Below are 25,501 nucleotides of genomic sequence, written 5' to 3' on the forward strand. Positions count from 1 at the left end.
TTGCATGCGTTCTCAAAACACACAAGGTATTTTTTGACGCTAAAAGCGGTTTAACTTTCCATCTAAACACTGCCCCTTTTTCAACTTTTTATCGTTTGGTTTGAAAAGCGATCAGTAACTCATCGCAAAAGAGTGCTTCTTATCTTTAATTTTACAGCTATTGATGATGAGATCCAAGATTTCTAAAACCTGCTTTTCTTCTTCGTTATTGTGTTTGGTGCTCACCGTGGGGTTGTATTCGGTTACCTCAACGGCTCTTAATCTGTCTTTAAAGCTTTCTAAAAGCAAGCCCAGTAATTGCTTTAATTCATCAAAACTCAGCCCGTTATTTTCACGCACGCCGGTAGAAGTGAAAAGCTTGCCATCCATAATGTCTAAATCTAGACTAAGATAAATAATATCCACCGCTTTTAACAATTCTTTGGTTTTTTGAACCACTTCTTGCATGTTTTCTCTTATCGCTTCCACGCTAAATAAAGGGATTTGCAATTCCTTAATCACATCTCTTTCGCTCTGTTCGGTGCTTCTTACCCCAAAATACACCAAACATTTAGGATCAATTTCTAACGCTCCCTTTTCTAACCCCAAAGAGCAGAGCTTTTGCCATGCCTTTTCTTCGCTCTCGCTCATGCGATTGAACCCGCTACGGACACGATTTAAAACCATGCCCAAAGGCATGCCGTGGATATGCTTTGAATCGCTGTCATAAGCCGTATGAATATCCGCATGCGCGTCTAAATACAAAATCCCTATTTTTTTGTCCTTATGAACGCTCCTAAAGGCTTGGAAAATCCCAAACATGTTCGCATGCTCTGAGCTTAAAATCAAAGGAAATTCTTTTTTCTCAAACACTTCTCGCATGCAAGGGATCAAATTTTCTTTACAAAAAAGGTAGTAATCTTCAAAATTCTTAGCGTATCTAAACTCTTTATAAAGCACGCACCGCTCTTGAATGATTGTTTGCATGCCTTTAATCACATCGCCATGCGTTGTGCTTAAAGCTTCTCTCAAACGCCTAACCCCTTTATCGGTGCCTCTTTTTGACGCTCCTAATTCCGCTTCCAATCCTACTAAAATCATTGTATAACTCCTTCAAATCCCCTCTAATGATCTCTATTCTAAATCAAAATTAACAACCAATTATCAATAAGCAAATGGATAATAAATAGAACAATTTCATTGTGTAAAAGAGTAAAACCATTCAAGTTTTTGACAGAAAAACACTACAAATATCTTATTGAGCGAATATAATCATAACTGACACTACTATTTAAAGGATTAACATGACTATTGGGCTAGTCAAAGAAAGCATGGATTTAGAATCACGAGTGGCTTTGGTGCCTGATGATGTGGCGCTAATCGTTCAAAAGGGCGTGGAGGTTTTAGTAGAAAATCATGCCGGTGCTAATAGCGGTTATAGCAACGAAGCGTATGAGAGCGTGGGGGCTAAAATCGTGGATTCTAAAACAGCGTGGGGGCAAGATTTGGTGGTCAAATGCAAAGAGCCTTTAGAGCATGAATACCCTTTGTTGAAAGAAAAAGCCACGCTGTTTAGTTACTTGGATTTAGCGTATCAAAAAAGCTTGTGCGAAATGTTTATAGATAAAAAAATCACTTCCATTTGCACTGAAACTATTGCCGGGCCTAAAAACGACTACCCTATTTTAGCGCCTATGAGCGTGGTCGCTGGGAGGTTGGCTGCGCATTTAGTCCAGCATTATTTACTGGCTTTAGAGCATGTTAAGGGCTTTATGGGTAAGGGGGTCATGCTAGGGGGTTTGTCGGGTGCGCAAAGGGCTAAAATTGTCGTAGTTGGGGGCGGTGTGGTTGGCATGGAGAGCGCGAAAGTTTTAAGCCAAATGGGGGCTAAAGTAACGATTTTAGAATTAGACTACGCTAAATTACAAAACCACCCCTATTACCATTTGTATGATTTAGAAGTTTTAAGCGTGAATGAAGCCAATATCATTCAGGCTTTAAATGGAGCGGTGGGGCTAGTGGGAGCGGTGCTAGTTACAGCGAGCCAAACCCCTAAAGTGATTTTAAGAAGGCATTTAAAACGCATGCAAAAACAAGGGGTAGTGATAGATGTGGCTTGCGATTTAGGGGGGTGCATAGAGACCATACACCAGACAAGCCATTCTAACCCGGTGTATGTGGAAGAGGGTTTGTTGCATTATGGCGTGCCGAACATGCCAGGGATTGTCGCTAAAACAAGCTCTGTGGCTTATAGCCATGCGAGCGTGCCGTATTTGTTGTATTATTTAGAGCATGGCTTGAAAGGTTTTTTAATAGCCAACACTAAAATCGTGGCAAACACCCTTGGAGGCTTGAGCGCTTATAACGGCTATATCACCCAAGAAGGCATCGCTAAAACCTTCAATCTAGCGTTCAAATCGCCTTTAGAGATTTTAAAGGAGCTTTAAAAAATAAGCTTTAGCAAGGGTTTTAAAGGCCGCTTTAGGGTAAAGGTTTTTCTTTAGCCTAAGAAAGCTTTAAGCATAGATTCCTTAAAATCTTTCCACATTTAGCCTTTAATAGTTTTTGTTAAATTTTTGACGGTTACAGAAACACACAAACACTCTTCTTTTGAACCTGTTTGACGGTTACAGAAACACACAAAAATCCCTTTTTTCCTTGTTGTTAAAACTACAAATAAGACTGAATGATATTTTGATGTTTTAAGGAGTTTTTATGCATAACGCTTGCAATTGTAACAGCCAACGAGTGCCTTTTAAAGGTTTTGCGATAGACAACAAAGACGGGAAGTTCCACAAATGGGAGCATAGCCGCCATGCCATGGGCGAATACGATGTTGTCATTGACACCCATTTTTCAGGAATTTGTCATACGGATATTCACTTCGCTCATAGCGATTGGTTGCCTGGAATTTATCCTATGGTGCCTGGGCATGAGATTGCTGGGGTGGTGAGCGCGGTTGGCTCTAAGGTAACGAAGTTTAAAGTAGGCGATCACGCTGGAGTGGGTTGCATGGTAAATTCTTGCGGTGAGTGTCATACCTGTAAGCATGAACACCAAGAACAATGGTGCGAAAACAACAAAACCATTTACACTTACAGCTGGGAAGATTCTTTCCACAATAATGAGCCTACTTATGGCGGGTATTCTAACAATATCGTGGTGAGCGAAAACTTTGTGATTTCTATCCCTAAAGAAGCCCCATTAGACAAAGTGGCCCCTTGCTTTGCGCGGGCATTACCGTGTATTCGCCTTTGAAATTTTCTAAAGTTACTAAAGGCTCTAAAGTGGGTATCGCTGGTTTTGGCGGGTTGGGGCATATGGCTTTAAAATACGCCGTGGCTATGGGAGCGCAAGTGAGCGTGTTCGCAAGGAACGACAAGAAAAAACAAATGGCTCAAAAACTAGGCGCGACTAACTTTTATACAAGCGTAGAAGAATGCAAAGAAAAATTTGATCTAATCATTTCTAGTATTCCCACGCAATATGACTTGCTCGCTTACACGAAATTATTAAAATATGGCGGTGAAGTGGCGATTGTGGGTATCCCTCCAAAAGATCCGAAAAGGAATTTGGATTTTGGCGATTTGGTGCTGTTTTCAGGCAATCATAAGGTTTATGGCTCTTGGATTGGGGGCGTGAAAGAAACCCAAGAAATGATGGATTTTTCCATCAAGCATGGCATTTACCCTGAGATTGAGCTAGTTACCGGTCAAGAAATTGATGCGACTTGGGACAAACTCTTAAACGGGCAAGGGAATTTCCGCTATGTGATTGATATGAAAAAATCCATGGAAAATTTTAAGAAATAAACCCCAAAAACCCCTAAATTAGGGGTTCTTTTCTGTCTGCTCTAACAAAAACCATGCGTCTTAATGTATAGAAATATTTCAAAAAAAAAAAAAAAACACTTTTTAATGTTATAATCTACCCTAAATCATACAAGGGGTTTTTATGGCAAAAATTGAAAGCAAAGATTCTCACTTAAGAGATATTTTAAAAGACGAACTCTACTATCAAATCCCTATCTACCAACGCCCTTACCAATGGACAGAAGAAAACTGCGAAAAGCTTTTAGACGATTTGTTTTTTAATTATGAAGACGACAGAGAAAGCGATTATTTTTGCGGCTCATTAGTCTTAATTGCAATCAGCGAAGATTCTAAAGCCAAAACCTATGATGTTGTGGATGGCCAGCAACGCTTAAGCACTTTCATTCTGCTCGCAAAAGTTTTAGCCACCCTTTATTCTGAGCGTTTAACTGAAGAGAGCAAAGACTATTTACAAGAGAGCTTGAATGGTAGGTATGGGAAAAAAGATCGGTTGAATTTTAACGCTATAGGGTTTAATTCTAAAAAAGATTTTCAATACGCCTTAACTTCTTTCAATGATGCTCCTGTAAGCAACAATAAGAATAATTACCTAAAAAATGCGATTTGTTTAAAAAACTATCTCAAAAAAAAAGAGATTGAAGACATTAACGATTTCATTGAGTGGCTGTATTTTAAGGTCGTATTCATCACCATCACTTGCCCTGATGCAGACAAGGCGTTAAGGATTTTTAATGTTTTAAACGCTAGAGGTTTGGCTTTGAATGCGACGGATATTTTTAAGGGGGAATTGTTAAAACACGCTAAAGAACATGAACAAGAAGAATTTGTGTCTCGTTGGAATGATCTGTATCAAAAATGCTCGGACAATGACTTAAAGATAGAAACCTTATTCAGCTGGTATTTAACCTATCTCAATCCGGTAACTTCTAAAGAAAAAATGGAAAAAAGGCTTGTTACTTGGTTTAAAAATCTTAATAAAACCCCATTAGAATACCTTAAGGGCGTAGAAGATTTTTACAACGCTTATTGTGAGGCGTTAGAAATGCAAGACCGACACGCCTACTTGCTCTCGTATAAAGACGATGATTATTTATGCGTTATTTTGTGCACCAGTTTGTTGCACCGCTATAGCGATCAAGATATAGAGGCTTTAAAGGAATTGTTAGTCAAGTTTTACTACCAAGATTGGGTTGCAGGGAAGACAAGCTACACACGCAACCAAACTTGTTGCAACATCATCAATACCCTAAAGGAAAAGAAAAGCGTAGAGAGCATCGCTTCTATTGTGAAAAAATATTTTAAGGATAAAAATATCACGCAACGCTTTAAAGAAAACCTGCAAGACAGCAACTTATACACAAAATTCTACTTCACTGGCAAATCTGGCAAAAAAAATTCATGGCTCAAACCCATTCTCATTTTAGTGGAATATTTCATGAGCGATAACGCCAACCCCGCTTACATTAAAATGGATGACGATTTTCATGTTGAACGCATTTTGCCCCAAAACACCGATCCTTCAAGCCAGTGGGTTAAAGACTTTAGCGAAGAAGAAAGGGAATTATACACGCATTCTTTAGCCAATCTCACGCTTTTAGGGGGTAAGAAAAACACCAAAGCTTTAAGCCAGGCTTTAAACCAAGATTTCAAAGAGAAAAAAGAAATCTATATGGGGAAACCTATCGCACTAGACAATAAGAAAACTTTTAAGGTGATGGATTGCTATGATATGACTAAAAACGATGTGTGTCGCTACACAGAATGGACGCCCAAAAGCTTAGAAAAAAGAAAAGAAGAGCTGATTGAAATCATTGAGGGCATTCTAACGCTCTAGGGACGCGCCCCTAGAAAGTGAACACATAATTCACATACCATGAATACACGCGCCTAAACCCTATATCCAAATTTTTTGCAGTGATATAGGGGTTTTTCTTTAGCATGGGGAATTTCACGCCCGCTTCAATGCTGGAATGCTTTAAGATCCTTAAGCGAGCCCCCACATTGAATAAAAATTGGAAAGACGTGGCTTTTTTGCTCACAAGGGCTTGCTCCACTAAAATGCCCTCAAAGCTCGGCGTCGCCATAAGCCATGAATTGCCGGCTAATTGTATCCCGCCAAAAGCCCCCAAACTCATGATGCCATTGTTAATGACATTAACCATCAAGTCCATAGCCCCCCCATAAGTGAGCATGTTTGGCTCAAAGGTTTTGGGATCAGCAAGGCTCGTTAAGCGATTGATTTCTTGTTTCCCAAGAATTTGACCCGCCAATTGCGCCACTTCGCTGTTATAATTAGGGTTTTTAAGCCTAATAGAATTGGCATGAGCGTAGTCAAAAAACCCATAAAGGCGCAAGCCAAAGTGTTTTTCAAAGAAAAATTGATACCCTAAAAGCGCGTCAAAGCCCTTGATCGTAGCGTTAGTGGCTTGTTTTTGAGAATTAATATCCGCATGCATTTGGGCTTGCCCTTGCAAATAACCCGCTCCTAAAAAAACGCCATTACCATCCATAGCTAATAGCGCGTTCATAGAAACAATCAAAGCTAATAAAGATTGAGAAAAAAATTTTTTCATGTGTGATTCCTTAACATAATGTTTACATTCTTAAAAAGAATACCCAAAAAACAATTAAAAAAGTTTAAAAAATGAAACATTAACCACAATAAAAACTTTTCATGAACTTTACACAAGATGATAAAAAAGCAATTAAAACCCCCTTTTTTTAAAATTTTGTTTCAAGCTTTAAGCTACAATATACGCATGAAAGATTCACATCAAACTATCGGCGTGTTTGTGCGGCCTACCCATTATCAAAACCCTCTTTTTGAAAAGCTAGAGCGAGCTAAAGAATGGGTTTTAAAGCTTTTAGAAGATGAAGGGTTTGGAAGCTTTATGATTGATAGCCTTGATGGAGCAAAAGATGAACGATTGATAGAAAAAGCCTATGCGTTTTTATGTTTAGGGGGCGATGGCACGATTTTAGGGGCTTTAAGAATGACGCATTCTTACAATAAGCCATGTTTTGGGGTTAGAATAGGGAATTTAGGGTTTTTGAGTGCGGTTGAATTGAATGGCTTGAAAGGTTTCTTACAAGATCTCAAGCAAGATAGGATCAAATTAGAAGAGCATTTGGCTTTAGAGGGCCGTATTGGGAAAACCTCTTTTTATGCGATCAATGAAATTGTGATCGCCAAAAAAAAAGCTTTAGGGGTTTTAGACATCCAAGCTTATGCGGGTCATACGCCCTTTAACACCTATAAAGGCGATGGGCTTATCATTGCCACGCCCCTAGGCTCGACCGCTTATAATTTGAGCGCTCATGGGCCGATTGTGCATGCTTTAAGCCAGAGCTATATTTTAACGCCCTTGTGCGATTTCTCTTTAACGCAACGCCCTTTAGTGCTAGGAGCGGAATTTTGTTTGAATTTTTGCGCTCATGAAGACGCTCTTGTGGTCATTGATGGGCAAGCCACCTATGATTTAAAAGCCAACCAACCCCTATACATCCAAAAAAGCCCCACGACCACCAAGCTCTTACAAAAAAATTCAAGGGATTATTTTAAAGTGCTTAAAGAAAAGCTCTTATGGGGGGAAAGCCCTAGCAAAAAAAGATAAAAAGGGTAAAAAACATGCGAGATTTTAATAACGCTCAAATCACACGCTTGAAAGTGCGTCAAAACGCTGTTTTTGAAAAATTGGATCTAGAGTTTAAAGACGGCTTGAGCGCGATTAGTGGGGCTAGTGGGGTGGGAAAAAGCGTTCTTATTGCGAGCCTTTTAGGGGCGTTTGGGCTTAAAGAGAGCAACGCTTCAAACATTGAAGTGGAATTGATTGCGCCTTTTTTAGACACTGAAGAATACGGCATTTTTAGAGAAGATGAACATGAGCCCTTAGTCATCAGCGTGATTAAAAAAGAAAAAACGCGCTATTTTTTAAACCAAACAAGCCTGTCTAAAAACACGCTCAAAGCGTTATTAAAAGGTTTGATCAAACGCTTATCTAACGACAGATTCAGCCAGAATGAACTCAACGATACTTTAATGCTCTCCTTACTAGATGGCTATATCCAAAACAAAAACAAGGCGTTTAGCCCCCTTTTAGGCGCGCTTGAAGAAAGATTCACCCGTTTAGAGAATCTAGAAAAAGAAAGGCTATTATTAGAAGATAAAAAGCGTTTCCAAAAGGATTTAGAAGAGCGGTTGAATTTTGAAAAAATGAAATTAGAGAGGCTGGATTTAAAAGAAGATGAATACGAACGCCTTTTAGAGCAAAAAAAATTGCTCTCTAGTAAGGAAAAATTGAACGATAAAATCGCTCTGGCGTTAGAGGTGCTAGAAAATACCCATAAAATCACGCATGCTTTAGAGAGCGTGGGCCATAGCGCGGAGTTTTTAAAAAGCGCTTTATTAGAAGCGAGCGCTTTATTGGAAAAAGAGCAGGCTAAATTAGAAGAGTGCGAGCGTTTGGATATTGAAAAAGTGCTAGAAAGGCTTGGCATGCTAAGCGGGATCATTAAGGATTATGGGAGTATTGTGCATGCTAAAGAACGATTAGGGCATGTTAAAAACGAATTGCATAATCTAAAAGAAATTGACCATCATTGCGAAACTTACCACAAAGAAATAGAGCAATTAAAAACCGAATGCTTGAAATTGTGCGAAGAAATAAGTGGCTTTAGAAAAGAGTATTTAGCCGGTTTTAACGCTCTTTTAAGCGTTAAGGCTAAAGATTTGCTCCTAAAAAGCCCTAGTTTGGTTTTAGAAGAAGCCCCCATGAGCGAAAAAGGCACTCAAAAACTCGTTTTACATTTACAAAATTCCCAATTAGAGACTTTAAGCTCTGGAGAATACAGCCGTTTGAGGCTGGCGTTCATGCTTTTAGAAATGGAGTTTTTAAAGGATTTTAAAGGCGTGTTGGTGTTAGACGAAATGGATTCCAACTTGAGCGGCGAAGAGAGTTTGGCGGTCTCTAAAGCCCTTGAAACCTTGAGCAGTCATTCACAAATCTTTGCCATTTCACACCAAGTCCATATCCCAGCACTCGCTAAAAATCATATTTTAGTTTTCAAAGAAAACCATAAAAGCCTTGCAAAAACCCTTAATAACGAAGAAAGGGTTTTAGAAATCGCGCGCATGATAGGGGGAAGCGAAAACATTGAGAGTGCGATTTCTTTCGCTAAAGAAAAATTAAAGGCGCAAGAATGAAATTTTTTCTTTTAAAGAAATTCAGCGAATTTTTAAACGCTCAAACGCATTTTAACCTCAAACGCTTGAGTGCGTCTAGCTTTTTATTAGAGACTTTTTCTAAAGAAAAACACGCCTTTGTTGTGGATTTGAATGTGCCTTATATCGGTTTGTCCAAAAAACCCCCAGAGAGCGTTTTAAAAAACACCCTAGCGTTAGATTTTTGTTTGAATAAATTCACTAAAAACGCCAAAATTTTACAAGCAAACATCATTGATAACGATCGGATTTTAGAAATCACAGGCGCTAAAGATTTAGCTTATAAGAGTGAAAATTTTATTTTGCGTTTAGAAATGATCCCTAAAAAAGCCAACCTCATGATTTTAGATCAAGAAAAATGCGTGATAGAAGCCTTTCGTTTTAATGACAGGGTCGCTAAAAACGATATTTTAGGGGCATTGCCTCCTAATATTTACGAGCATCAAGAAGAGGATTTGGATTTTAAGGGATTGTTAGACATTTTAGAAAAAGATTTTTTATCCTATCAGCATAAAGAATTAGAACACAAGAAAAATCAAATCATCAAGCGATTAAACACCCAAAAAGAACGCTTGAAAGAAAAATTAGAAAAATTAGAAGATCCTAAAAATTTACAGCTGGAAGCGAAAGAATTGCAAACTCAAGCCCAGCTATTACTCACTTACCAACATTTAATCAACAGGCATGAAAGCCGCGTGGTTTTAAAGGATTTTGAAGATAAAGAACGCGCGATTGAAATTGATAAGAGCATACCCTTAAACGCTTTTATCAATAAAAAATTCACTCTCAGTAAAAAAAAGAAACAAAAATCGCAATTCTTGTATTTAGAAGAAGAGAATCTAAAAGAAAAAATCGCTTTTAAAGAAAATCAAATTAATTATGTTAAAGGAGCCAAAGAAGAAAGCGTTTTAGAAATGTTTATGCCGGTAAAAAATTCCAAAATCAAACGCCCGATGAGCGGGTATGAAGTGCTGTATTATAAGGATTTTAAAATCGGTTTAGGGAAAAACCAAAAAGAGAATATCAAACTCTTACAAGACGCAAGAGCGAATGATTTATGGATGCATGTAAGAGATATTCCTGGATCGCATTTGATCGTTTTTTGCCAAAAGAATACGCCCAAAGATGAGGTCATTATGGAATTAGCCAAAATGTTGATTAAAATGCAAAAAGATGCGTTTAATAGTTACGAAATTGACTACACGCAACGAAAATTTGTCAAAATCATCAAAGGAGCTAATGTCATTTACTCAAAATACCGAACTATTAGTCTAAAGGACACTTAAACACTTAAGGAGGTTAGCATGGGTGTTTCAGCTTTAGGCAATGTGACTTATATCAACCAAAACGCTCCTTTAAATTCTGCTATCCAACAGGGTGCAAGAAGTGATATGCTGGATTTAGTGCAAAGCTTTCAAAGTAAACTTGAATTAGCTCAAGAAACAAGAGCGTTAGAAAACATGCAAGCTATTAGCGATAAAGACCCTAAAGAAGGCTCTAAAAACCGCTATCAAAACAGCCAAAGGGCTAAGGCGTTTGGCTTGGAAGAAGAAGAAATTGAATTGTGGCATGAAGAGCATTTGCTGGATATTGTGGGGTAGGGTGTCGCGAATAACCCCTATCCTTTCATGAGTTTAAAATAAAATAATCAAGTCCCCGTTTTTTAAACATTAAAAGATTTTAGCTATCAATATCAATCACAATAGAATCTTATATTTTAACAAAAGGGAATGCGTCATGTTAAGGGGTGTCAAAAAAGCGGTTTTTAGGGTTTTGTGTTTGGGGGTGTTGTGTTTAGGGGGGTTAATGGCAGAGTCAAACCCTAAAGAGCTTATATTTTCAGGTATCACTATTTACACGGATAAAGATTTCACTAGAGCTAAGGAATACTTTGAAAAAGCTTGTAGATTAAACGATGCTGATGGTTGTGCGATCTTAAGAGAGGCTTATTCTAAAGTCATCCTAAAAGGAAGTGCAAGAGAAAGCATTGAAAAAGCTCTTGAACACACCGCTACTGCTAAAGCTTGCAAATCAAACGATGCTGAAAAATGCAAGGACTTAGCAGAGTTTTATTTTAATGCAAACGATCTTAAAAATGCTTTAGAATATTACTCTAAATCTTGTAAGTTAAATAATGTTGAGGGGTGTATGCTGTCAGCAACTTTTTATAACGATATGATAAAGGGTTTGAAAAAAGATAAAAAAGATCTAGAATATTATTCTAAAGCTTGCGAGTTAAACTATGGCGATGGCTGTGCGATTTTAGGGGATATTTATCATAATGGTGAAGGCGTAACACAAAATTTTAAAAAAGCTTTCAAATATTACTCTAAAGCTTGCGAGTTGAATAATGGTGAAGGGTGTTCTAAATTAGGAGGGGATTATTTTCTTGGTGAAAGCGTAACGCAAGATTTTAAAAAAGCTTTTGGATATTACTCTAAAGCTTGCGAGTTAAACGAGGCTCTAACATGCACGCTTGTAGGAGAGTTTTATCGTGATGGTGAAGGCGTAACAAAGGATCTTAAAAAAGCTTTTGAATATTCTGCTAAAGCTTGTGAATTGAACGATGCTAAAGGGTGTTACGCTCTAGCAGCGTTTTATAATGAGGGTAAGGGCGTAGCAAAGGATGAAAAACAAACGACAGAAAACCTTGAAAAGAGTTGCAAGCTAGGATTAAAAGAAGCATGCGATATTCTCAAAGAACAAAAACAATAAAATCCTAGCCCTATTAAGCCCCATTAAACAGCTTTTGTTTAACTGGTTGCTTTTATGATGTTTAACAAACCCTTTGTCCTCTCAAAAAGAGAAAACGGCGGTGGAGTTTCTTGGTATCTGGCTCTTGGGGGTCTTTTGATTAGGGTGTTAGCGCATTTGGAAAAATCAATCAAATCCATTGTGGTTTTGATATAGCTAGGCAAGTTTAACAGGCATATTTCAAAGAGCTTATAGCTCGCTAAAGCGTCCGCATAGGCTCTATGGCTGACTTCTATACCAAACCCTAAAAGCTCTTTTAAAAAGCTCAAAGAATAACGCATGGATAAAATAGCGCGTTTGGATAAATCCAAAGTGCAAAGCTTTAAATTCAATAAGGGGCAATGCAATTTTTCTACAAAATAACGCCCTAAAAAGTTGTAATCAAAATTAGCGTTGTGGGCCACAAACACGCTATTGCCTAAAAAAAGCCGCAATTCTTGCAAAGCTTCATGCACGCTTGGGGCGTTTAGGGTGTCTTCATAAGTGATGCCTGTAAGCTCAGCGATATAATCAGGCACGCTTTTGACTTTCACAAGGGTTTCAAAACGATTGATAATTTCCCCCCCCTTCACTTGCACGGCCCCGATTTCTAAAATCTCATGTTTTAGGGGGCAAGAGCCGGTGGTCTCTAAATCAATAAAGGAAAAAACCTCATCTTTAAGGGGGGTTTTAAGGTTTTTGAGCGTGATTAAATTTTCGCTCGTTTCTATGAAATTAAGCCCGCATGCTTTTAAATATTCCAAATTGATTTCATCATAAATAAGGCGAGAGAGCGATTTTTCTAGCATGCCTAAGCTTAAATCCTGGTGCTTTAAGCGAGCGATTAGGGCTTGAATATCTTTATGCAAGAGGCTGTCTGACATTCTGTAAGCCTTCAATAGCCAGCTTACGATCTTTGGATTTAAAAATATAACTCCCTGAAACCACCACATCCACGCCCGCTCGTTGGAGTTCAAAGATATTTTTATCATTCACGCCCCCATCCACTTCTAAAAGACAGCTAGGGTTGTAGCGCTTAATCAATTCCTTAACTTTCAGGCATTTTTCTAGCACCAGATCTAAAAACTTCTGCCCGCCAAAGCCCGGATTCACGCTCATTAAAAGCACTAGCCCCACGCTTTCTAGCAAGTATTTAACGCTTTCTTCATGCGTGTGGGGGTTTAGAACAATTCCTGGCGTGATGCCTGAATTTCTAATGAGTTGCAACACCCTGTGGGGGTGCTTTTCATTTTCTGCATGAATGCTGATGATTTGCGGTTTTAAAGGAGCGAACAATCCCACAAAAAAGCTCGCGTTTTCTACCATTAAATGCACATCTAAAGGCACTTTACTCATTTGAGTAACCTTCTCTAAAACCACAGGCCCCATGGTTAAATTAGGCACATAATGCCCATCCATCACATCCACATGCAAAAAATCAGCGTTACTCACGCTCTCTATCTCTTTGGCTAAATGCATAAAATCAACGCTCAAAAGGCTCGGAGCTACTTTCAAAATACTTCCCTATTTTCAATGTTTTGAAGTAAAATATTAGCATCTTTAATCAAATCATAAAAGGGTTTTTATGGATTACAAACATTTTAAATGCAAGCATGCAAACATCGTTATAGAAATCATCAGTCTTTTAGAAAAAGGGGTTAAAAAAGCCCAAGAAATTTTAGAAAGGCCAGACGCTGGGAGTTACACTAAGTTAGAAAACAGCAGCGGGGATACGCCTATTAAAGCGGATTTAGCCCTAGACAAATTTTTAGAAGAAAATTTTTTGAGTTTAGAAAATGTCAAAAGCGTTTTTAGCGAAGAAAAAGAAACGCCTGTTACTAAAGAAAACGGCTCTTATTTGATCGCTTATGACCCACTAGACGGGAGTTCAGTGATGGAGGCGAATTTCTTAGTAGGCACGATTATAGGGGTTTATGAAAAGGATTATAAGGCACAAAATTTAGTCGCAAGCCTTTATGTGGTTTTTGGGCATAAAATTGAATTAGTGGTGGCTTTAGACAAGGTTTATCGTTACGCGTTTTACCAAAACAAGTTTCATTTTATAGAAACCATTGTTTTAGAAAATAAGGGTAAAATCATCGCTAGCGGGGGCAATCAAAAGGATTTTTCTTCGGGCTTAAAAAAGGCTTTAGAAGGGTTTTTTGCAGAAAATTACCGCTTACGATACTCAGGATCTATGGTGGCTGATGTCCATCATGTGCTCATTAAAAAAGGCGGAATGTTTTCCTATCCGCAAAAGAAATTGCGAAAGCTTTTTGAAGTCTTTCCTTTGGCCTTGATGGTTGAAAAAGCTAAAGGGGAAGCGTTTTATTTTGATAAGGGGGTTAAAAAGCGTTTGCTAGAGCAAAGCGTAGAAAATTACCATGAAAAAAGCGAATGCTATTTAACCAGCCCGCATGAAGCTCAAATTTTAGAAAAATATTTAAAGGGAGAATGATGCAAAATAGCGCTAAAAAATTAGAATATGAAGAGCGTTTTAATGACGCTCTTTTGAAATTAAAAGCATGCCAAGAAGAAAAGCAGGTAGCGAGTTGCTTGAAATGCGAGAAGGTTTTAAAATGCGAGATCCGTAACAGCTATGTGGATGCGGCTTATGAGAGCATGAGTTTAGGCGAAGCGGGTGGGTTTGATTTCAACTAAAATGGGATTAAAATGGTTAGTAATACTACCTTGCAAAAAAATTTAGACGCTTTTTACACCCACCCCAAAATCGCACGATTTTGTTTGGATTTATTAAAAAATCTCATCAATCAAAATCTAGGGCTAGACTTAAACGCGTTCCATTTTTTAGAGCCAAGTGCAGGGAGTGGGAGCTTTGTTGATGCATTAAAAGAGTTAGGGATTGCTGATTGGGACGCCCTTGATATTGCCCCTAAAGCTCAAGGCATTCAAAAAAAAGATTATCTGTTGGAATTGATTGAGTTTAACAAAAAGCGTGTCATTATTGGCAACCCTCCTTTTGGGCATAGAGGGAAATTAGCCCTAGATTTTTTAAACAAATCTTTAAACGAAGCACCTATTGTAGCGTTTATTTTGCCCAATTTATTCAAACGCTATTCTATTCAAAAACACATTGATAAGCGTGCAAAATTGGTTTTAAACGCTGATTTAGAGAAAAACGCTTTTATTTTTAATGAACGGCCCTATGATGTGAAATGCGTTTTTCAAATCTATATGCATAAAAATATCGCCCTAAATCTTAAAGACGAACGCATCATTGCACCCCCAAAAATCCGCCATAATGACTTCATCACTTACATTCATAACAACACGCCACACACCCTAAAATATTTCAACAAAGAAAAATACCAATGGGATTTTGCGGTGGTGAGACAAGGCTTTTATGATTACAACGAAAAGATCACCAATGCAAATTTACTGATTAAAAACCGACAATATTTTTTCATCAAAGCCCATTCTAAAGAAGCTTTAAGGATTATCCATAAAATTGATTTCAACAAACTCGCTCATAAAAACACGCAAGTTTTAGGGTTTTCTACTTATGATTTTGTGGAAGAATATTGCAAATTAAAGGGAATGCATGCTTGAAAAAGTGTTTCAAGAAATTACCAATAAAAGAAAGTTTTTTGCAAGTTCTAGCACAGGGGAGCAGTTTGAAAACCAATTTAGGAATGAATTAAAAAAACACTTTAGCGAAATCAACGGCGATTTAACAGAAGAATTAAGCCATATTGAAGAAAAGCCTAATAAAGAAATCAAAACCACTTTTAACCAACTCAAAAAGCAAGTTTTAGAAAAAAACCACCCACACACCCTTAAAAACCCTTTTTCAAACCTTACAAGCCATTTTTTATACCAGCCTTTTGGCTCACAAAATTACCCTGATTTTTTGGTTTTTATTTTTGATCATGTGGTAGGGATTGAAATCAAGTTTTCTAAAAACGATAAGGGTGAAAAAAACCTTCAAACTTCTCGCCCCATGTGGAATTCAAACCTACCTAAACCCAATGCGATTTATGTGTATGGAGTCGCTAATGCAGACATCACTTTTTTTAAAGGCTCAGATATTTTGAGTTATGAAACCAGAGAGGTCTTGCTCAAGTATTTTGATACTTTAGATAAAGATGAAGAAAGTTTGAAAAACGCCTTAAAGGACTTAGAAAACCCTTTTGGGTTTGCCCCCTACATCAGAAAAGCTTATGAACATAAAAAGGAATTTTCTAACCACCACCAGATTGAAAGCTTCTTTTCGCATAATCACATTTTAAGAGAACAAAATGTCTTAAAATTTTTGAAAACGCTCACTCATTAGCATATTTGCACCCATTTATCTATTTCTTGTAGAATACGAGTTTATTTTTAATATTAAAGAAATTGATGATTAGTCTTAAAAACGAGATTAAATAAAGAAAGTTGAAAGGTTAGAAGAAACAACCTTTAAAGGTTGTTTGCTAAAATCTCACTTCATTTGCAAAGCCACTTCTTCAGCGAAATTCTCTGCCTTTTTCTCAATGCCTTCGCCCAATTCAAAACGCACATACTCAGTGATTGTTAAATCGTCATCCCACTCTTTGGAACAATCAGCAACCACTTGAGCGATAGTTTTTTTATCGTCCATGACATAGAATTGCCCTAAAAGGGTCAAGCGTTGATCAATAAGGGTGTTATCAGCGATAAACCTTTCCATTTTTCCAGGAACGATTTTATCCCAGATTTTCTCAGGCTTGCCTTGCTCTTTTAGTTCGTCTTCAAAAGCTTTTTTTTGATGGGCTAAAACTTCATCGCTCAATTCAATGCGGCTCCCAAAAGTGGGGATGTTTTTCAAAGGTTTGCCCAAGCGCTTAGCCTCTTCATTGTCTTTTTCAATTTCAGCGATCAAGGCTAAAGTTTCTTTTTTGACAAAATCAAGGCTAAAGTCTTTGCAATCTAATACTTGAGGTTTCATCGCTGCGGCATGCATAGCGATGTTTCGGGCCAGTTCCACCACTTTTGGAGCGTTTTTCTCATTATCGTATTTTATACCGATTAACACGCCCACTCTAGCGTTAGAATGCGCATAACCATTGATGATATGAGAGCTAGGGGCTTTTAAATGAGCGATTTTTCTCACTAAAATATTTTCACCAATCACAGCGATTTGAGAGTGCAAATATTCTTCAAAAGGCTTGTTGTCTAATGGGCTTTTAAGCAACTCTTCTGGGGTGTGAATATTATGGGCTTTGATCGTTTCTAAAGTTTTTTTAACCAATTCCTTAAAGCCCTCATTTTTAGCCACAAAATCCGTTTCGCTATTGATTTCTACCATCATTGCGCTTTTAAAATCAGGCGCGACTTCTAAAGCGACTACGCCCTCAGCAGCGATCCTATCGGCTTTTTTAGTGGCTTTACTCAAGCCTTTTTCGCGCAAGAAATCAATGGCCTTTTGCAAATCCCCAGCCACTTCCACAAGGGCTTTTTTGCAATCCATCATGCCCGCATCGGTTAAGTCCCTTAATTTTTTGACTAATTGAGCGCTAATTCCTGACATTATTCAGCTCCTTGAGTGATTTCTTTTTGGATTTCAGCGAGCATTTCTTCTTTTTCTTCATTGCTCACGAACTCTATCTCTTCGCTATTTTCATCCGCATGGACGATTTCTTCTTGCATGAGTTCTCGCCCCTCTAAAATCGCTTCGCTCATTTCTTTACAAAATAGCCTGATAGAGCGGATCGCATCGTCATTTCCAGGAATGGGGTAATCCACTAAATCAGGATCGCAGTTAGTGTCTAAGGGAGCCACGATAGGGATATGGAGTTTTCTGGCTTCAGCGACAGCGATTTTTTCTTTAGCCACATCGATCACAAAAATCATATCAGGGATTTTTTTCATGTGGCGCACCCCACCAAGATACTTGTCTAGCTTTTCTTTTTTCCTTAAAATCATGAGCTTTTCTTTTTTAGTCAATAGATCAATTTGACCGCTATTTTCCATTTCTTCAATGATTTCTAATTTTCTCACCGATTTTCTAATGGTGCTAAAATTAGTCAGCATGCCACCAAGCCAGCGGTAATTGACATAAGGGACTTGAATGCTTTCAGCAAATTCTTTCAAAGTCTCGTTGGCTTGTTTTTTAGTGCCTACAAACATGATGCTCTTGCCTTGAGCGCTCGCATCGCGCACGATATTATAGGTATATCTAAAATAGCGCAAAGTTTTTTGCAAATCAATAATATGGATATTTTTCCTAACGCCAAAAATGAATTTTTTGGTTTTAGGGTTCCAACGCCTTGTTTGGTGTCCAAAATGCACACCGCATTCTAATAAATCTTTCATGGTTACCATGAATACGCTCCTTAAAGTTATTTTGGTTCTCTTCCTCCATGCTCATTTGATTCTTAAATTTCTTAAGAACACCTAAATACAAGGATTAGCATGTGTGAATTTGACGCTGTCTTTGCCTTTAATTCCTATTAAAATGATAGAAAAAACGACAAAACCCTGCGATTATAGCAAAAGATTAGGGTTTTTTAGCTTAAGTAAAAAAGGCTTTTAGGTTATAATAAAGACAAAATAGAATTTTAGGATAGATCTCAATGGATACAAAAAGACAATGCATGGCCTTAAAGGCTTCAGCAGGGAGCGGGAAGACTTTCGCTTTGAGCGTGCGGTTTTTGGCCCTGTTGTTTAAGGGGGCTAATCCTAGCGAGATTTTAACGCTCACTTTCACTAAAAAAGCCACCGCCGAAATGAAAGAGCGCATTTTAGACTATTTAAAAATTTTGCAAAAAGAAAACCTTGAAGATGAAAAAGAAAAAGAAAAAGCCCAAAATATCCTAAAAGAATTAGAAGAAAAATACCATTTAGACCCTAGCTTGGTGCAAAATAGCGCTCAAAAAATCTACCAACGCTTTTTAAACGCTGAAATCAGAATTAGCACCATTGATGCGTTTTTTCAAAGCATTTTAAGGAAATTTTGCTGGTTTGTGGGGTTGAGCGCGAATTTTGAAGTCAATGAAGACACCAAAGCGCACCAGCAACAGCTTAATGAGGGTTTTTTGAGCGCTTTAAATGGCGAACAGCTTGAGGAATTGAGCGTTTTTATCGCTCAATGCTTAAGTTATGATAATTACACAAGCGATTCCATTTTAGAGCGGTTGCGTTTTTTAAAAAACAAGCTCTATTTATTTGATCCTAATAAGAAAGAGCCTGCATTTGATGAAGAGGGTTTTTTAGAAAAATTAAGGAGTTTAAACAATCAAATTCAAAGCATAGAAACAGCGTCAGATAAGGCTAAAACAGCCATTAAATGCGATAGTTTTAGGGGATTTTTAAACAGCTCTTTAACCTGGCTTAAAAAAAAGAGCGAATATCAATCTTTCAAAAAACTCAAAAATGAAATCCCCACTTTAGAGAGCGAATGCGAAGAGATTGAAAACGATTTAAAACGCTATTATGAAGCCAAAGAAAGTGCATTGTTTAAAAAATTCCCTAAATTCATCCAGCTTTATGATAAAGCCACTTCTAAAATCCAAGCTTTGGATTTTGATGCGATTAAAGATAAAGTCCATGCCTTATTGAAAGGTTATGAAGAAATGCCGGCGGAGTTTTTTTATTTCAGATTGGACAGCAAAATCGCGCACATTTTGATTGATGAATTTCAAGACACGAGCTTGAACGATTATAAGATTTTAGCCCCTTTTATTGATGAGATTAAAGCCGGGATAGGGCAAGCTAAATGGCACAGGAGCGTGTTTTTTGTGGGCGATGTCAAGCAGAGCATTTATGCCTTTAGGGGGAGTTTTAGCTCCTTGTTTGAAAGCGTTTCTAAAGATTTTTACCACGATAATTTACAATTCAACCACCGCAGTTCGCCTTTGATTATTAATTATGTGAACACCATTTTTAAAAAAGCTTATCAAAATTCCTCCACCGCTTATTTGGAGCAAAAATACCCTAAAGCTTCCAGCAATAAACATGTTACAGACGGCTATGTGAAAGTCTCTTTAGTGGCTGATGAAAGAGGATTGTTATTGGAACAAATCTTACAAGAAGCTCAAAACCTTTTAGAGCATCGCATTGAGCCTAAAGACATTACCATTTTATGCGCCACTAATGACGACGCTTTAGAAATCAAAAATTATTTGCAAGAGAATTTGAGCGCCATTCGCCCAAGCACGGAATCTAGCGCGAAATTGTCTCAATTTGTAGAATCTAAAATCATTAAGAACGCTTTAAAATACGCTCTAGCTGAAGAACCTTACAAGCCCTTTTACAAGCACAGCGTTTTAAAACTCGCTGGATACTTGCATGATGATGCCATCGCTTTAGCTGGTTTTGACCCTAAAAAAGAGAGCGTGGCAGACTTTGTGTGGAAGGTGATGGAATTGTTTGAGCTTTATGGAGAGTGCGCGCAAATCTGTTTGGAGTTGGCGGTTGGGTGTGAAGACGCGAATGAATTTTTGGAAAAATTAGAGGCTAAAAAGATCGCTTCTTTCAATTTAAAAGGCGCTCAGATCATGACCATTCATAAATCTAAAGGCATGCAATTCCCTTATGTGATCGTGTGCGAACGCTTGGGCAAGCCTAAATCCAATAACTCCAATCAATTCCTTGAAGAATATAACGGTGCAGAGCTTCTTCGCCTTTATTACAGAATGAAAAATCGTGAGATCGTAGATAAAGATTACGCTAGGGCTTTAGATGAAGAAGAAGCGGCTAAAGATCATGAAGAAATTAATGTGTATTATGTCGCATTCACTAGGGCTGAGTTAGGGCTGATTGTCGTGGCCAAAGACAAAAAAGAAAGCAAAAAAGAAAGCAAAAACAAAAAAATGCACGAACAATTGGATCTTGCGCCTTTAGAAGAGGGCGAAATCGTGCCGGCTATTTCTTCTCAAAAAGAGCCTTTAATCGCAAGCGTGTTAATCAAACCCCATGCCTATGGCGAGCAAGTCCAAGAGATAGAAGAAGAGCCAGAGAGCGATTATGAAAAGAATAACGACCAGGAAGCGATCAATTTTGGTATCGCTTTGCATAAGGGATTAGAATACCAATACGCTTATAGTATTCCTAAAGAAAGCGTTTTAGAATATTTAAACTACCATCATGGTTTTTATGGTTTGGATTACCAAGCGTTAGAAGAAAGTTTAGAGCTTTTTGAAAACGATACAGAGATACAAGCTCTTTTTAAAAATTATGCCTTAAGGGGCGAAGCGGCTTTTTTATTTGAAGGGGTTGTGTCTAGGATTGATGTTTTGTTGTGGGATAAGGGGCAAAATTTGTATGTTTTAGATTATAAAAGCTCTCAAAATTACCAGCAAAGCCATAAAGCACAAGTTTCTCATTACGCTGCGTTTTTGCAAACTCAAGCCCCCCATTTTAAGATACAAGCGGGCATTATTTACGCTCATAAAAGACTGCTTGAAAAATTATGGGTTTGAAATTAAAAATTTTAAGGTTGTCTATGAATATCAAAAAAACAGAAAACGCGCTCAGTGTAACGCTTAAAAACTTTATTAAAAGCGAGTCTTTTGGAGGGATTTTCCTCTTTTTAAACGCTGTTTTAGCGATGGTGGTGGCTAATTCGTTTTTAAAAGAAAGTTATTTTGCGCTATGGCACACCCCTTTTGGGTTTCAAATAGGGGATTTTTTTATCGGCTTTAGTTTGCATCACTGGATTGATGATGTTTTAATGGCGTTATTCTTTTTAATGATAGGTTTGGAGATCAAGCGAGAATTGTTGTTTGGGGAGCTATCCAGTTTCAAAAAAGCTTCTTTTCCTGTGATTGCGGCTATAGGGGGCATGATAGCCCCAGGATTGATTTATTTTTTTCTTAACGCTGACACGCCTTCTCAGCATGGTTTTGGGATCCCTATGGCGACAGATATTGCATTCGCTTTAGGCGTGATCATGCTTTTAGGCAAGAGGGTGCCAACCGCTTTAAAGGTTTTTTTAATCACTCTAGCGGTGGCTGATGACTTGGGGGCTATTGTGGTGATTGCGCTCTTTTATACCACAAATTTAAAATTCGCATGGCTTTTAGGGGCTTTAGGGGTGGTTCTTGTTTTAGCTGTATTAAACCGCTTGAATATGCGCTCGCTTATCCCTTACTTGCTTTTAGGGGTGTTGCTTTGGTTTTGCGTGCATGAGAGCGGTATCCATGCGACGATTGCTGCAGTGATTTTAGCTTTTATGATACCGGTGAAGATCCCTAAAGATTCTAAAAATGTAGAGCTTTTAGAACTGGGCAAGCGATACGCAGAAACGAGTTCAGGAGCGCTTTTGACTAAAGAGCAGCAAGAGATCTTGCATTCCATTGAAGAAAAAGCGAGCGCCTTACAAAGCCCTTTAGAAAGATTGGAGCATTTTTTAGCCCCCATTAGCGGGTATTTCATCATGCCCTTATTTGCGTTTGCAAACGCTGGGGTGAGCGTTGATTCTAGCATCAATTTAGAAGTGGATAAGGTGCTTTTAGGGGTTATTCTAGGGCTTTGTTTGGGCAAGCCTTTAGGGATTTTTCTCATCACTTTTATAAGCGAAAAGCTTAAAATCACTGCACGCCCTAAAGGCATCAGCTGGTGGCATATTTTAGGGGCTGGGCTTTTAGCAGGGATTGGCTTTACCATGTCTATGTTTATTTCCAATCTGGCTTTCACGAGCGAGCATAAGGATGCTATGGAAGTGGCAAAGATTGCGATTTTACTCGGATCTTTGATTTCTGGGATCATAGGGGCTTTGTATTTATTCGCGCTAGACAAAAGAGCGACTTTAAAGAAATAGCTAAAAATGCTATAATTTGAGATTAAAACATCTTTTAAGGAAATTAAATGGGACAAATTAGAGACATTCTAACGACGCTTTTACCCCTTGTGGTGTTGTTTCTTATTTTTTATTTTTTGATCGTTCGCCCGCAACGCCAGCAACAAAAAAAGCACAAAGAAATGATAGAGGGCTTGACTAAGGGCGATAAAATTGTTACTCAAGGAGGGTTGATCGTTGAAGTGCTTAAAGCGGAAGCGAATTTTTTTAGCGTGAAGCTCAATGATGACACCACCGCTAAACTTTCTAAAAACTATGTAGCGTTCAAATTAGACGAATTGGATCAATTTGGTTTGGCAGAGCCTATAGTTATCCAACAAGGCAGAGAAGAAATTTCGGCAAAATTATCTGGTACTAAAACTTTGAAACAACGCCAAATAACAACTAAATGAAACTTTTTAACCCTCGTTTAATCGTTTTTGTTTGCGTGCTTCTTTTAGGGGTAGGGTTTTCTGTGCCTTCTTTACTAGAAACTAAAGGCCCTAAGATCACTTTAGGTTTGGATTTAAGGGGGGGGTTGAACATGCTTTTAGGGGTGCAAACCGATGAAGCTTTAAAAAACAAGTATTTAAGCTTGGCGTCCGCTTTAGAATACAACGCTAAAAAGCAAAATATCTTGCTTAAAGACATTAAATCCAGTTTAGAAGGGATCAGTTTTGAGCTTTTAGATGAAGATGAAGCGAAAAAATTAGACGCGCTTTTATTGGAATTGCAAGGTCATAGCCAGTTTGAAATCAAAAAAGAAGCGGAGTTTTATAGCGTGAAGCTCACCCCTTTAGAGCAAGAAGAATTGCGTAAAAACACGATTTTGCAAGTGATAGGGATCATTCGTAACCGCTTGGATCAATTTGGTTTGGCAGAGCCTGTAGTTATTCAGCAAGGTAAAGAAGAAATTTCGGTGCAATTGCCCGGCATTAAGACTTTAGAAGAAGAACGGCGTGCTAAAGACTTGATTTCAAGATCCGCTCATTTGCAGATGATGGCAGTGGATGAAGAACACAATAAAGATGCGATGAAAATGACGGATTTAGAGGCTCAAAAATTAGGCAGCGTGTTGTTGTCTGATGTGGAAATGGGGGGTAAAATCTTGCTCAAAGCGATCCCCATTTTAGATGGCGAAATGCTTACAGATGCGAAAGTGGTGTATGACCAAAACAACCAGCCGGTGGTGAGCTTCACGCTGGATGCGCAAGGGGCTAAGATTTTTGGGGATTTCTCAGGCGCGAATGTGGGCAAACGCATGGCGATTGTTTTAGACAATAAGGTTTATTCAGCTCCGGTAATTAGGGAGCGTATCGGTGGGGGGAGCGGGCAAATTAGCGGGAATTTTAGCGTGGCTCAAGCGAGCGATTTAGCGATCGCTTTAAGGAGTGGGGCGATGAGCGCGCCCATTCAGGTTTTAGAAAAAAGGATTATAGGCCCGAGCTTAGGGAAAGACAGCATTAAAACTTCCATTATCGCCCTCATTGGGGGCTTTATTTTAGTGATGGGCTTTATGGCGCTTTATTACTCCATGGCGGGGGTGATCGCTTGTATGGCGTTAGTGGTCAATCTTTTTTTGATTGTGGCGGTCATGGCGATTTTTGGAGCGACGCTGACTTTACCGGGAATGGCGGGAATTGTTTTGACCGTGGGGATTGCCGTGGATGCTAATATCATTATCAATGAGCGCATTAGAGAAGTCTTAAGAGAGAATGAGGGCATCGCTAAGGCGATCCATTTAGGCTATATCAATGCGAGTAGAGCGATTTTTGATTCCAATATCACTTCCTTGATCGCTTCAGTGTTATTATACGCTTATGGCACAGGAGCGATCAAAGGCTTTGCCCTAACCACAGGCATTGGGATTTTAGCCTCTATTATCACCGCCATTATAGGCACGCAAGGGATTTATCAAGCCCTTTTACCTAAACTCACCCAAACAAAAAGCCTTTACTTTTGGTTTGGCGTGAATAAAAGAGCTTAGGAGGTTTTATGGAATTATTCAAGCAAACTAGAATCTTAAGCTTCATGCGTTATTCCAATTATGGGGTGATCGTTTCAGCGATCTTAGCACTTCTAGCGTTGGGGCTTTTGTTTTTTAAAGGGTTTTCTTTAGGGATTGATTTTGCGGGGGGGAGTTTGGTGCAAGTGCGTTACACTCAAAACGCTCCCATTAAAGAAGTGCGCGATCTTTTTGAAAAAGAAGCTCGCTTTAAAGGCGTGCAAGTGAGCGAATTTGGCTCTAAAGAAGAAATCTTAATCAAATTCCCTTTTGTAGAAACGGCTGAAAATGAAGATTTGAACGCTATCGTGGCTAACATTCTAAAACCCAGTGGCGATTTTGAAATCCGTAAATTTGACACCGTTGGCCCTAGAGTGGGGAGCGAATTGAAAGAAAAGGGCGTTTTGTCGCTGATTTTAGCTTTAATAGCGATCATGGTTTATGTGAGTTTCCGCTATGAATGGCGTTTTGCTTTAGCGAGCGTCATTGCACTTGTGCATGATGTGATTTTAGTGGCAAGCTCAGTGATTGTTTTTAAGATTGATATGAATCTGGAAGTGATTGCGGCTTTACTCACTTTGATTGGGTATTCCATTAATGATACGATCATTATTTTTGACAGGATCAGAGAAGAGATGCTCTCTCAAAAAAACAAAAACGCCATTCAAGCCATTAATGAAGCCATTTCCAGCACGCTCACGCGCACACTTCTAACTTCTTTAACCGTGTTTTTTGTGGTGTTGATTTTGTGCGTGTTCGGGAGTAAGATCATTATTGGCTTTTCATTGCCCATGTTAATAGGCACGATTGTAGGGACTTATAGTTCTATTTTCATTGCTCCTAAAGTAGCGTTATTGCTAGGCTTTGATATGGATAAATATTATGAGAATGAGGCTAGAAAAATCAAAAAAGCTCAAGAGAAAGAAAAAATGCACCGTTTGTATGAGGGCGGTCAAGTTTAAGGAGTTTCT

22 protein-coding genes and 1 pseudogene are annotated in these 25,501 nt (G+C 38.5%); 17 read left to right on the top strand and 6 right to left on the bottom strand.

Annotation, left to right across the window (positions count from 1 at the left end):
• Positions 1–111: 111 nt before the first annotated feature.
• A complete protein-coding gene (gene rocF, locus HPOKI112_RS07520; protein WP_025310061.1) occupies positions 112–1,080 on the bottom strand; it encodes an arginase in 969 nt (322 codons plus the stop codon).
• 203 nt (positions 1,081–1,283) lie between these two features.
• Between rocF and HPOKI112_RS07525 the strand changes: the two genes are divergently transcribed.
• From HPOKI112_RS07525 to HPOKI112_RS07535, 3 genes and pseudogenes are all read left to right on the top strand, one after another.
• On the top strand, positions 1,284–2,426 hold the full coding sequence (locus tag HPOKI112_RS07525) for an alanine dehydrogenase (protein WP_025277209.1): 1,143 nt from the start codon (positions 1,284–1,286) through the stop codon (positions 2,424–2,426).
• Between the two features lie 268 nt (positions 2,427–2,694).
• Positions 2,695–3,791: pseudogene (locus HPOKI112_RS07530) on the top strand (NAD(P)-dependent alcohol dehydrogenase).
• 142 nt (positions 3,792–3,933) lie between these two features.
• Positions 3,934–5,646, top strand: a complete 1,713-nt coding sequence (locus HPOKI112_RS07535; protein WP_025310062.1) for a DUF262 domain-containing protein — start codon at positions 3,934–3,936, stop codon at positions 5,644–5,646.
• A 10-nt stretch (positions 5,647–5,656) separates the two neighbouring features.
• Here the strand turns inward: HPOKI112_RS07535 and HPOKI112_RS07540 are convergent, their stop codons facing one another.
• Positions 5,657–6,385: an outer membrane protein gene (locus tag HPOKI112_RS07540; RefSeq protein ID WP_025276483.1), complete on the bottom strand. Its 729-nt coding sequence runs from the start codon at positions 6,383–6,385 to the stop codon at positions 5,657–5,659.
• A 186-nt stretch (positions 6,386–6,571) separates the two neighbouring features.
• Between HPOKI112_RS07540 and HPOKI112_RS07545 the strand changes: the two genes are divergently transcribed.
• The 5 genes from HPOKI112_RS07545 (at position 6,572) to hcpG (ending at position 11,748) form a co-directional block, all read left to right on the top strand.
• On the top strand, positions 6,572–7,426 hold the full coding sequence (locus tag HPOKI112_RS07545) for an NAD(+)/NADH kinase (protein WP_025277212.1): 855 nt from the start codon (positions 6,572–6,574) through the stop codon (positions 7,424–7,426).
• Positions 7,427–7,440: 14 nt separating this feature from the next.
• Positions 7,441–9,015 carry a DNA repair protein RecN gene (locus HPOKI112_RS07550; protein WP_025310063.1) on the top strand — a complete coding sequence of 525 codons (1,575 nt, stop codon included), beginning with the start codon at positions 7,441–7,443 and terminating at the stop codon, positions 9,013–9,015.
• Positions 9,012–10,319, top strand: coding sequence for an NFACT family protein (locus HPOKI112_RS07555; RefSeq protein WP_015428428.1), 1,308 nt, complete (start codon positions 9,012–9,014; stop codon positions 10,317–10,319). Before HPOKI112_RS07550 ends, HPOKI112_RS07555 begins: the two co-directional genes overlap by 4 nt.
• Before the next feature lie 18 nt (positions 10,320–10,337).
• Entirely contained in the window at positions 10,338–10,634 is a 297-nt protein-coding gene (locus HPOKI112_RS07560; protein WP_021303912.1) for a hypothetical protein, read from the top strand.
• A gap of 136 nt (positions 10,635–10,770) precedes the next feature.
• Positions 10,771–11,748 (top strand): Sel1-like repeat protein HcpG, encoded by a 978-nt coding sequence (hcpG, locus tag HPOKI112_RS07565; RefSeq protein WP_025277214.1) that lies wholly within the window; start codon positions 10,771–10,773, stop codon positions 11,746–11,748.
• Positions 11,749–11,786: 38 nt separating this feature from the next.
• On the opposite strand, the gene HPOKI112_RS07570 is transcribed toward hcpG, so the two are convergent.
• Complete coding sequence (locus HPOKI112_RS07570; RefSeq protein WP_025277215.1) at positions 11,787–12,650, bottom strand: 3'-5' exonuclease; 864 nt, start codon at positions 12,648–12,650, stop codon at positions 11,787–11,789.
• Positions 12,628–13,281: a ribulose-phosphate 3-epimerase gene (rpe, locus tag HPOKI112_RS07575; RefSeq protein WP_025276489.1), complete on the bottom strand. Its 654-nt coding sequence runs from the start codon at positions 13,279–13,281 to the stop codon at positions 12,628–12,630. Before rpe ends, HPOKI112_RS07570 begins: the two co-directional genes overlap by 23 nt.
• A gap of 70 nt (positions 13,282–13,351) precedes the next feature.
• Between rpe and HPOKI112_RS07580 the strand changes: the two genes are divergently transcribed.
• Genes HPOKI112_RS07580 through HPOKI112_RS07595 form a run of 4 tightly spaced genes read left to right on the top strand, consistent with a single transcriptional unit; the run spans position 13,352 to position 16,060 of the window.
• Positions 13,352–14,224: a class 1 fructose-bisphosphatase gene (locus HPOKI112_RS07580; protein ID WP_025277216.1), complete on the top strand. Its 873-nt coding sequence runs from the start codon at positions 13,352–13,354 to the stop codon at positions 14,222–14,224.
• On the top strand, positions 14,224–14,427 hold the full coding sequence (locus tag HPOKI112_RS07585) for a hypothetical protein (RefSeq protein WP_001879690.1): 204 nt from the start codon (positions 14,224–14,226) through the stop codon (positions 14,425–14,427). The genes HPOKI112_RS07580 and HPOKI112_RS07585 overlap by 1 nt, the downstream gene beginning before the upstream one ends.
• 12 nt (positions 14,428–14,439) lie before the next feature.
• Complete coding sequence (locus HPOKI112_RS07590; RefSeq protein WP_025276492.1) at positions 14,440–15,336, top strand: type II methylase; 897 nt, start codon at positions 14,440–14,442, stop codon at positions 15,334–15,336.
• Positions 15,329–16,060 (top strand): hypothetical protein, encoded by a 732-nt coding sequence (locus HPOKI112_RS07595; RefSeq protein WP_025276493.1) that lies wholly within the window; start codon positions 15,329–15,331, stop codon positions 16,058–16,060. The genes HPOKI112_RS07590 and HPOKI112_RS07595 overlap by 8 nt, the downstream gene beginning before the upstream one ends.
• A gap of 147 nt (positions 16,061–16,207) precedes the next feature.
• On the opposite strand, the gene tsf is transcribed toward HPOKI112_RS07595, so the two are convergent.
• The gene (tsf, locus tag HPOKI112_RS07600) at positions 16,208–17,275 is read right to left on the bottom strand and encodes a translation elongation factor Ts (protein ID WP_025276494.1); all 1,068 of its coding nucleotides are present in this window, start codon (positions 17,273–17,275) and stop codon (positions 16,208–16,210) included.
• Complete coding sequence (gene rpsB, locus HPOKI112_RS07605) at positions 17,275–18,069, bottom strand: 30S ribosomal protein S2 (protein WP_000258276.1); 795 nt, start codon at positions 18,067–18,069, stop codon at positions 17,275–17,277. Before rpsB ends, tsf begins: the two co-directional genes overlap by 1 nt.
• A gap of 251 nt (positions 18,070–18,320) precedes the next feature.
• On the opposite strand from rpsB, the gene HPOKI112_RS07610 reads away from it, so the two are divergent.
• The 5 genes from HPOKI112_RS07610 to secF are packed head-to-tail and all read left to right on the top strand — an operon-like array spanning position 18,321 to position 25,492.
• Positions 18,321–21,167: a RecB-like helicase gene (locus tag HPOKI112_RS07610; RefSeq protein ID WP_025310064.1), complete on the top strand. Its 2,847-nt coding sequence runs from the start codon at positions 18,321–18,323 to the stop codon at positions 21,165–21,167.
• Between the two features lie 23 nt (positions 21,168–21,190).
• Positions 21,191–22,507, top strand: coding sequence for a sodium/proton antiporter NhaA (gene nhaA / locus HPOKI112_RS07615; RefSeq protein WP_025310065.1), 1,317 nt, complete (start codon positions 21,191–21,193; stop codon positions 22,505–22,507).
• Positions 22,508–22,554: 47 nt separating this feature from the next.
• Positions 22,555–22,938 (top strand): preprotein translocase subunit YajC, encoded by a 384-nt coding sequence (yajC, locus tag HPOKI112_RS07620; protein WP_001917035.1) that lies wholly within the window; start codon positions 22,555–22,557, stop codon positions 22,936–22,938.
• Positions 22,935–24,512 carry a protein translocase subunit SecD gene (gene secD, locus HPOKI112_RS07625; protein WP_025276498.1) on the top strand — a complete coding sequence of 526 codons (1,578 nt, stop codon included), beginning with the start codon at positions 22,935–22,937 and terminating at the stop codon, positions 24,510–24,512. Before yajC ends, secD begins: the two co-directional genes overlap by 4 nt.
• 8 nt (positions 24,513–24,520) lie before the next feature.
• Positions 24,521–25,492 carry a protein translocase subunit SecF gene (gene secF / locus HPOKI112_RS07630; RefSeq protein ID WP_025310066.1) on the top strand — a complete coding sequence of 324 codons (972 nt, stop codon included), beginning with the start codon at positions 24,521–24,523 and terminating at the stop codon, positions 25,490–25,492.
• Positions 25,493–25,501: the final 9 nt, after the last annotated feature.

This window comes from Helicobacter pylori oki112 (assembly GCF_000600085.1).
Lineage (GTDB): Bacteria > Campylobacterota > Campylobacteria > Campylobacterales > Helicobacteraceae > Helicobacter > Helicobacter pylori_CY.

Bases quoted from the DNA above. Each gene is read 5' to 3' on its own strand.
- HPOKI112_RS07580 (WP_025277216.1), top strand. From the start codon at position 13,352: ATGGATTACAAACATTTTAAATGCAAGCATGCAAACATCGTTATAGAA.
- HPOKI112_RS07610 (WP_025310064.1), top strand. From the start codon at position 18,321: ATGGATACAAAAAGACAATGCATGGCCTTAAAGGCTTCAGCAGGGAGC.
- HPOKI112_RS07590 (WP_025276492.1), top strand. From the start codon at position 14,440: ATGGTTAGTAATACTACCTTGCAAAAAAATTTAGACGCTTTTTACACC.
- HPOKI112_RS07570 (WP_025277215.1), bottom strand. From the start codon at position 12,650: ATGTCAGACAGCCTCTTGCATAAAGATATTCAAGCCCTAATCGCTCGC.
- tsf (WP_025276494.1), bottom strand. From the start codon at position 17,275: ATGTCAGGAATTAGCGCTCAATTAGTCAAAAAATTAAGGGACTTAACC.
- secD (WP_025276498.1), top strand. From the start codon at position 22,935: ATGAAACTTTTTAACCCTCGTTTAATCGTTTTTGTTTGCGTGCTTCTT.
- yajC (WP_001917035.1), top strand. From the start codon at position 22,555: ATGGGACAAATTAGAGACATTCTAACGACGCTTTTACCCCTTGTGGTG.
- secF (WP_025310066.1), top strand. From the start codon at position 24,521: ATGGAATTATTCAAGCAAACTAGAATCTTAAGCTTCATGCGTTATTCC.
- HPOKI112_RS07585 (WP_001879690.1), top strand. From the start codon at position 14,224: ATGCAAAATAGCGCTAAAAAATTAGAATATGAAGAGCGTTTTAATGAC.
- rocF (WP_025310061.1), bottom strand. From the start codon at position 1,080: ATGATTTTAGTAGGATTGGAAGCGGAATTAGGAGCGTCAAAAAGAGGC.
- HPOKI112_RS07540 (WP_025276483.1), bottom strand. From the start codon at position 6,385: ATGAAAAAATTTTTTTCTCAATCTTTATTAGCTTTGATTGTTTCTATG.
- HPOKI112_RS07525 (WP_025277209.1), top strand. From the start codon at position 1,284: ATGACTATTGGGCTAGTCAAAGAAAGCATGGATTTAGAATCACGAGTG.
- HPOKI112_RS07595 (WP_025276493.1), top strand. From the start codon at position 15,329: ATGCTTGAAAAAGTGTTTCAAGAAATTACCAATAAAAGAAAGTTTTTT.
- HPOKI112_RS07535 (WP_025310062.1), top strand. From the start codon at position 3,934: ATGGCAAAAATTGAAAGCAAAGATTCTCACTTAAGAGATATTTTAAAA.
- HPOKI112_RS07560 (WP_021303912.1), top strand. From the start codon at position 10,338: ATGGGTGTTTCAGCTTTAGGCAATGTGACTTATATCAACCAAAACGCT.
- hcpG (WP_025277214.1), top strand. From the start codon at position 10,771: ATGTTAAGGGGTGTCAAAAAAGCGGTTTTTAGGGTTTTGTGTTTGGGG.
- nhaA (WP_025310065.1), top strand. From the start codon at position 21,191: ATGAATATCAAAAAAACAGAAAACGCGCTCAGTGTAACGCTTAAAAAC.
- HPOKI112_RS07545 (WP_025277212.1), top strand. From the start codon at position 6,572: ATGAAAGATTCACATCAAACTATCGGCGTGTTTGTGCGGCCTACCCAT.
- HPOKI112_RS07555 (WP_015428428.1), top strand. From the start codon at position 9,012: ATGAAATTTTTTCTTTTAAAGAAATTCAGCGAATTTTTAAACGCTCAA.
- HPOKI112_RS07550 (WP_025310063.1), top strand. From the start codon at position 7,441: ATGCGAGATTTTAATAACGCTCAAATCACACGCTTGAAAGTGCGTCAA.
- rpsB (WP_000258276.1), bottom strand. From the start codon at position 18,069: ATGGTAACCATGAAAGATTTATTAGAATGCGGTGTGCATTTTGGACAC.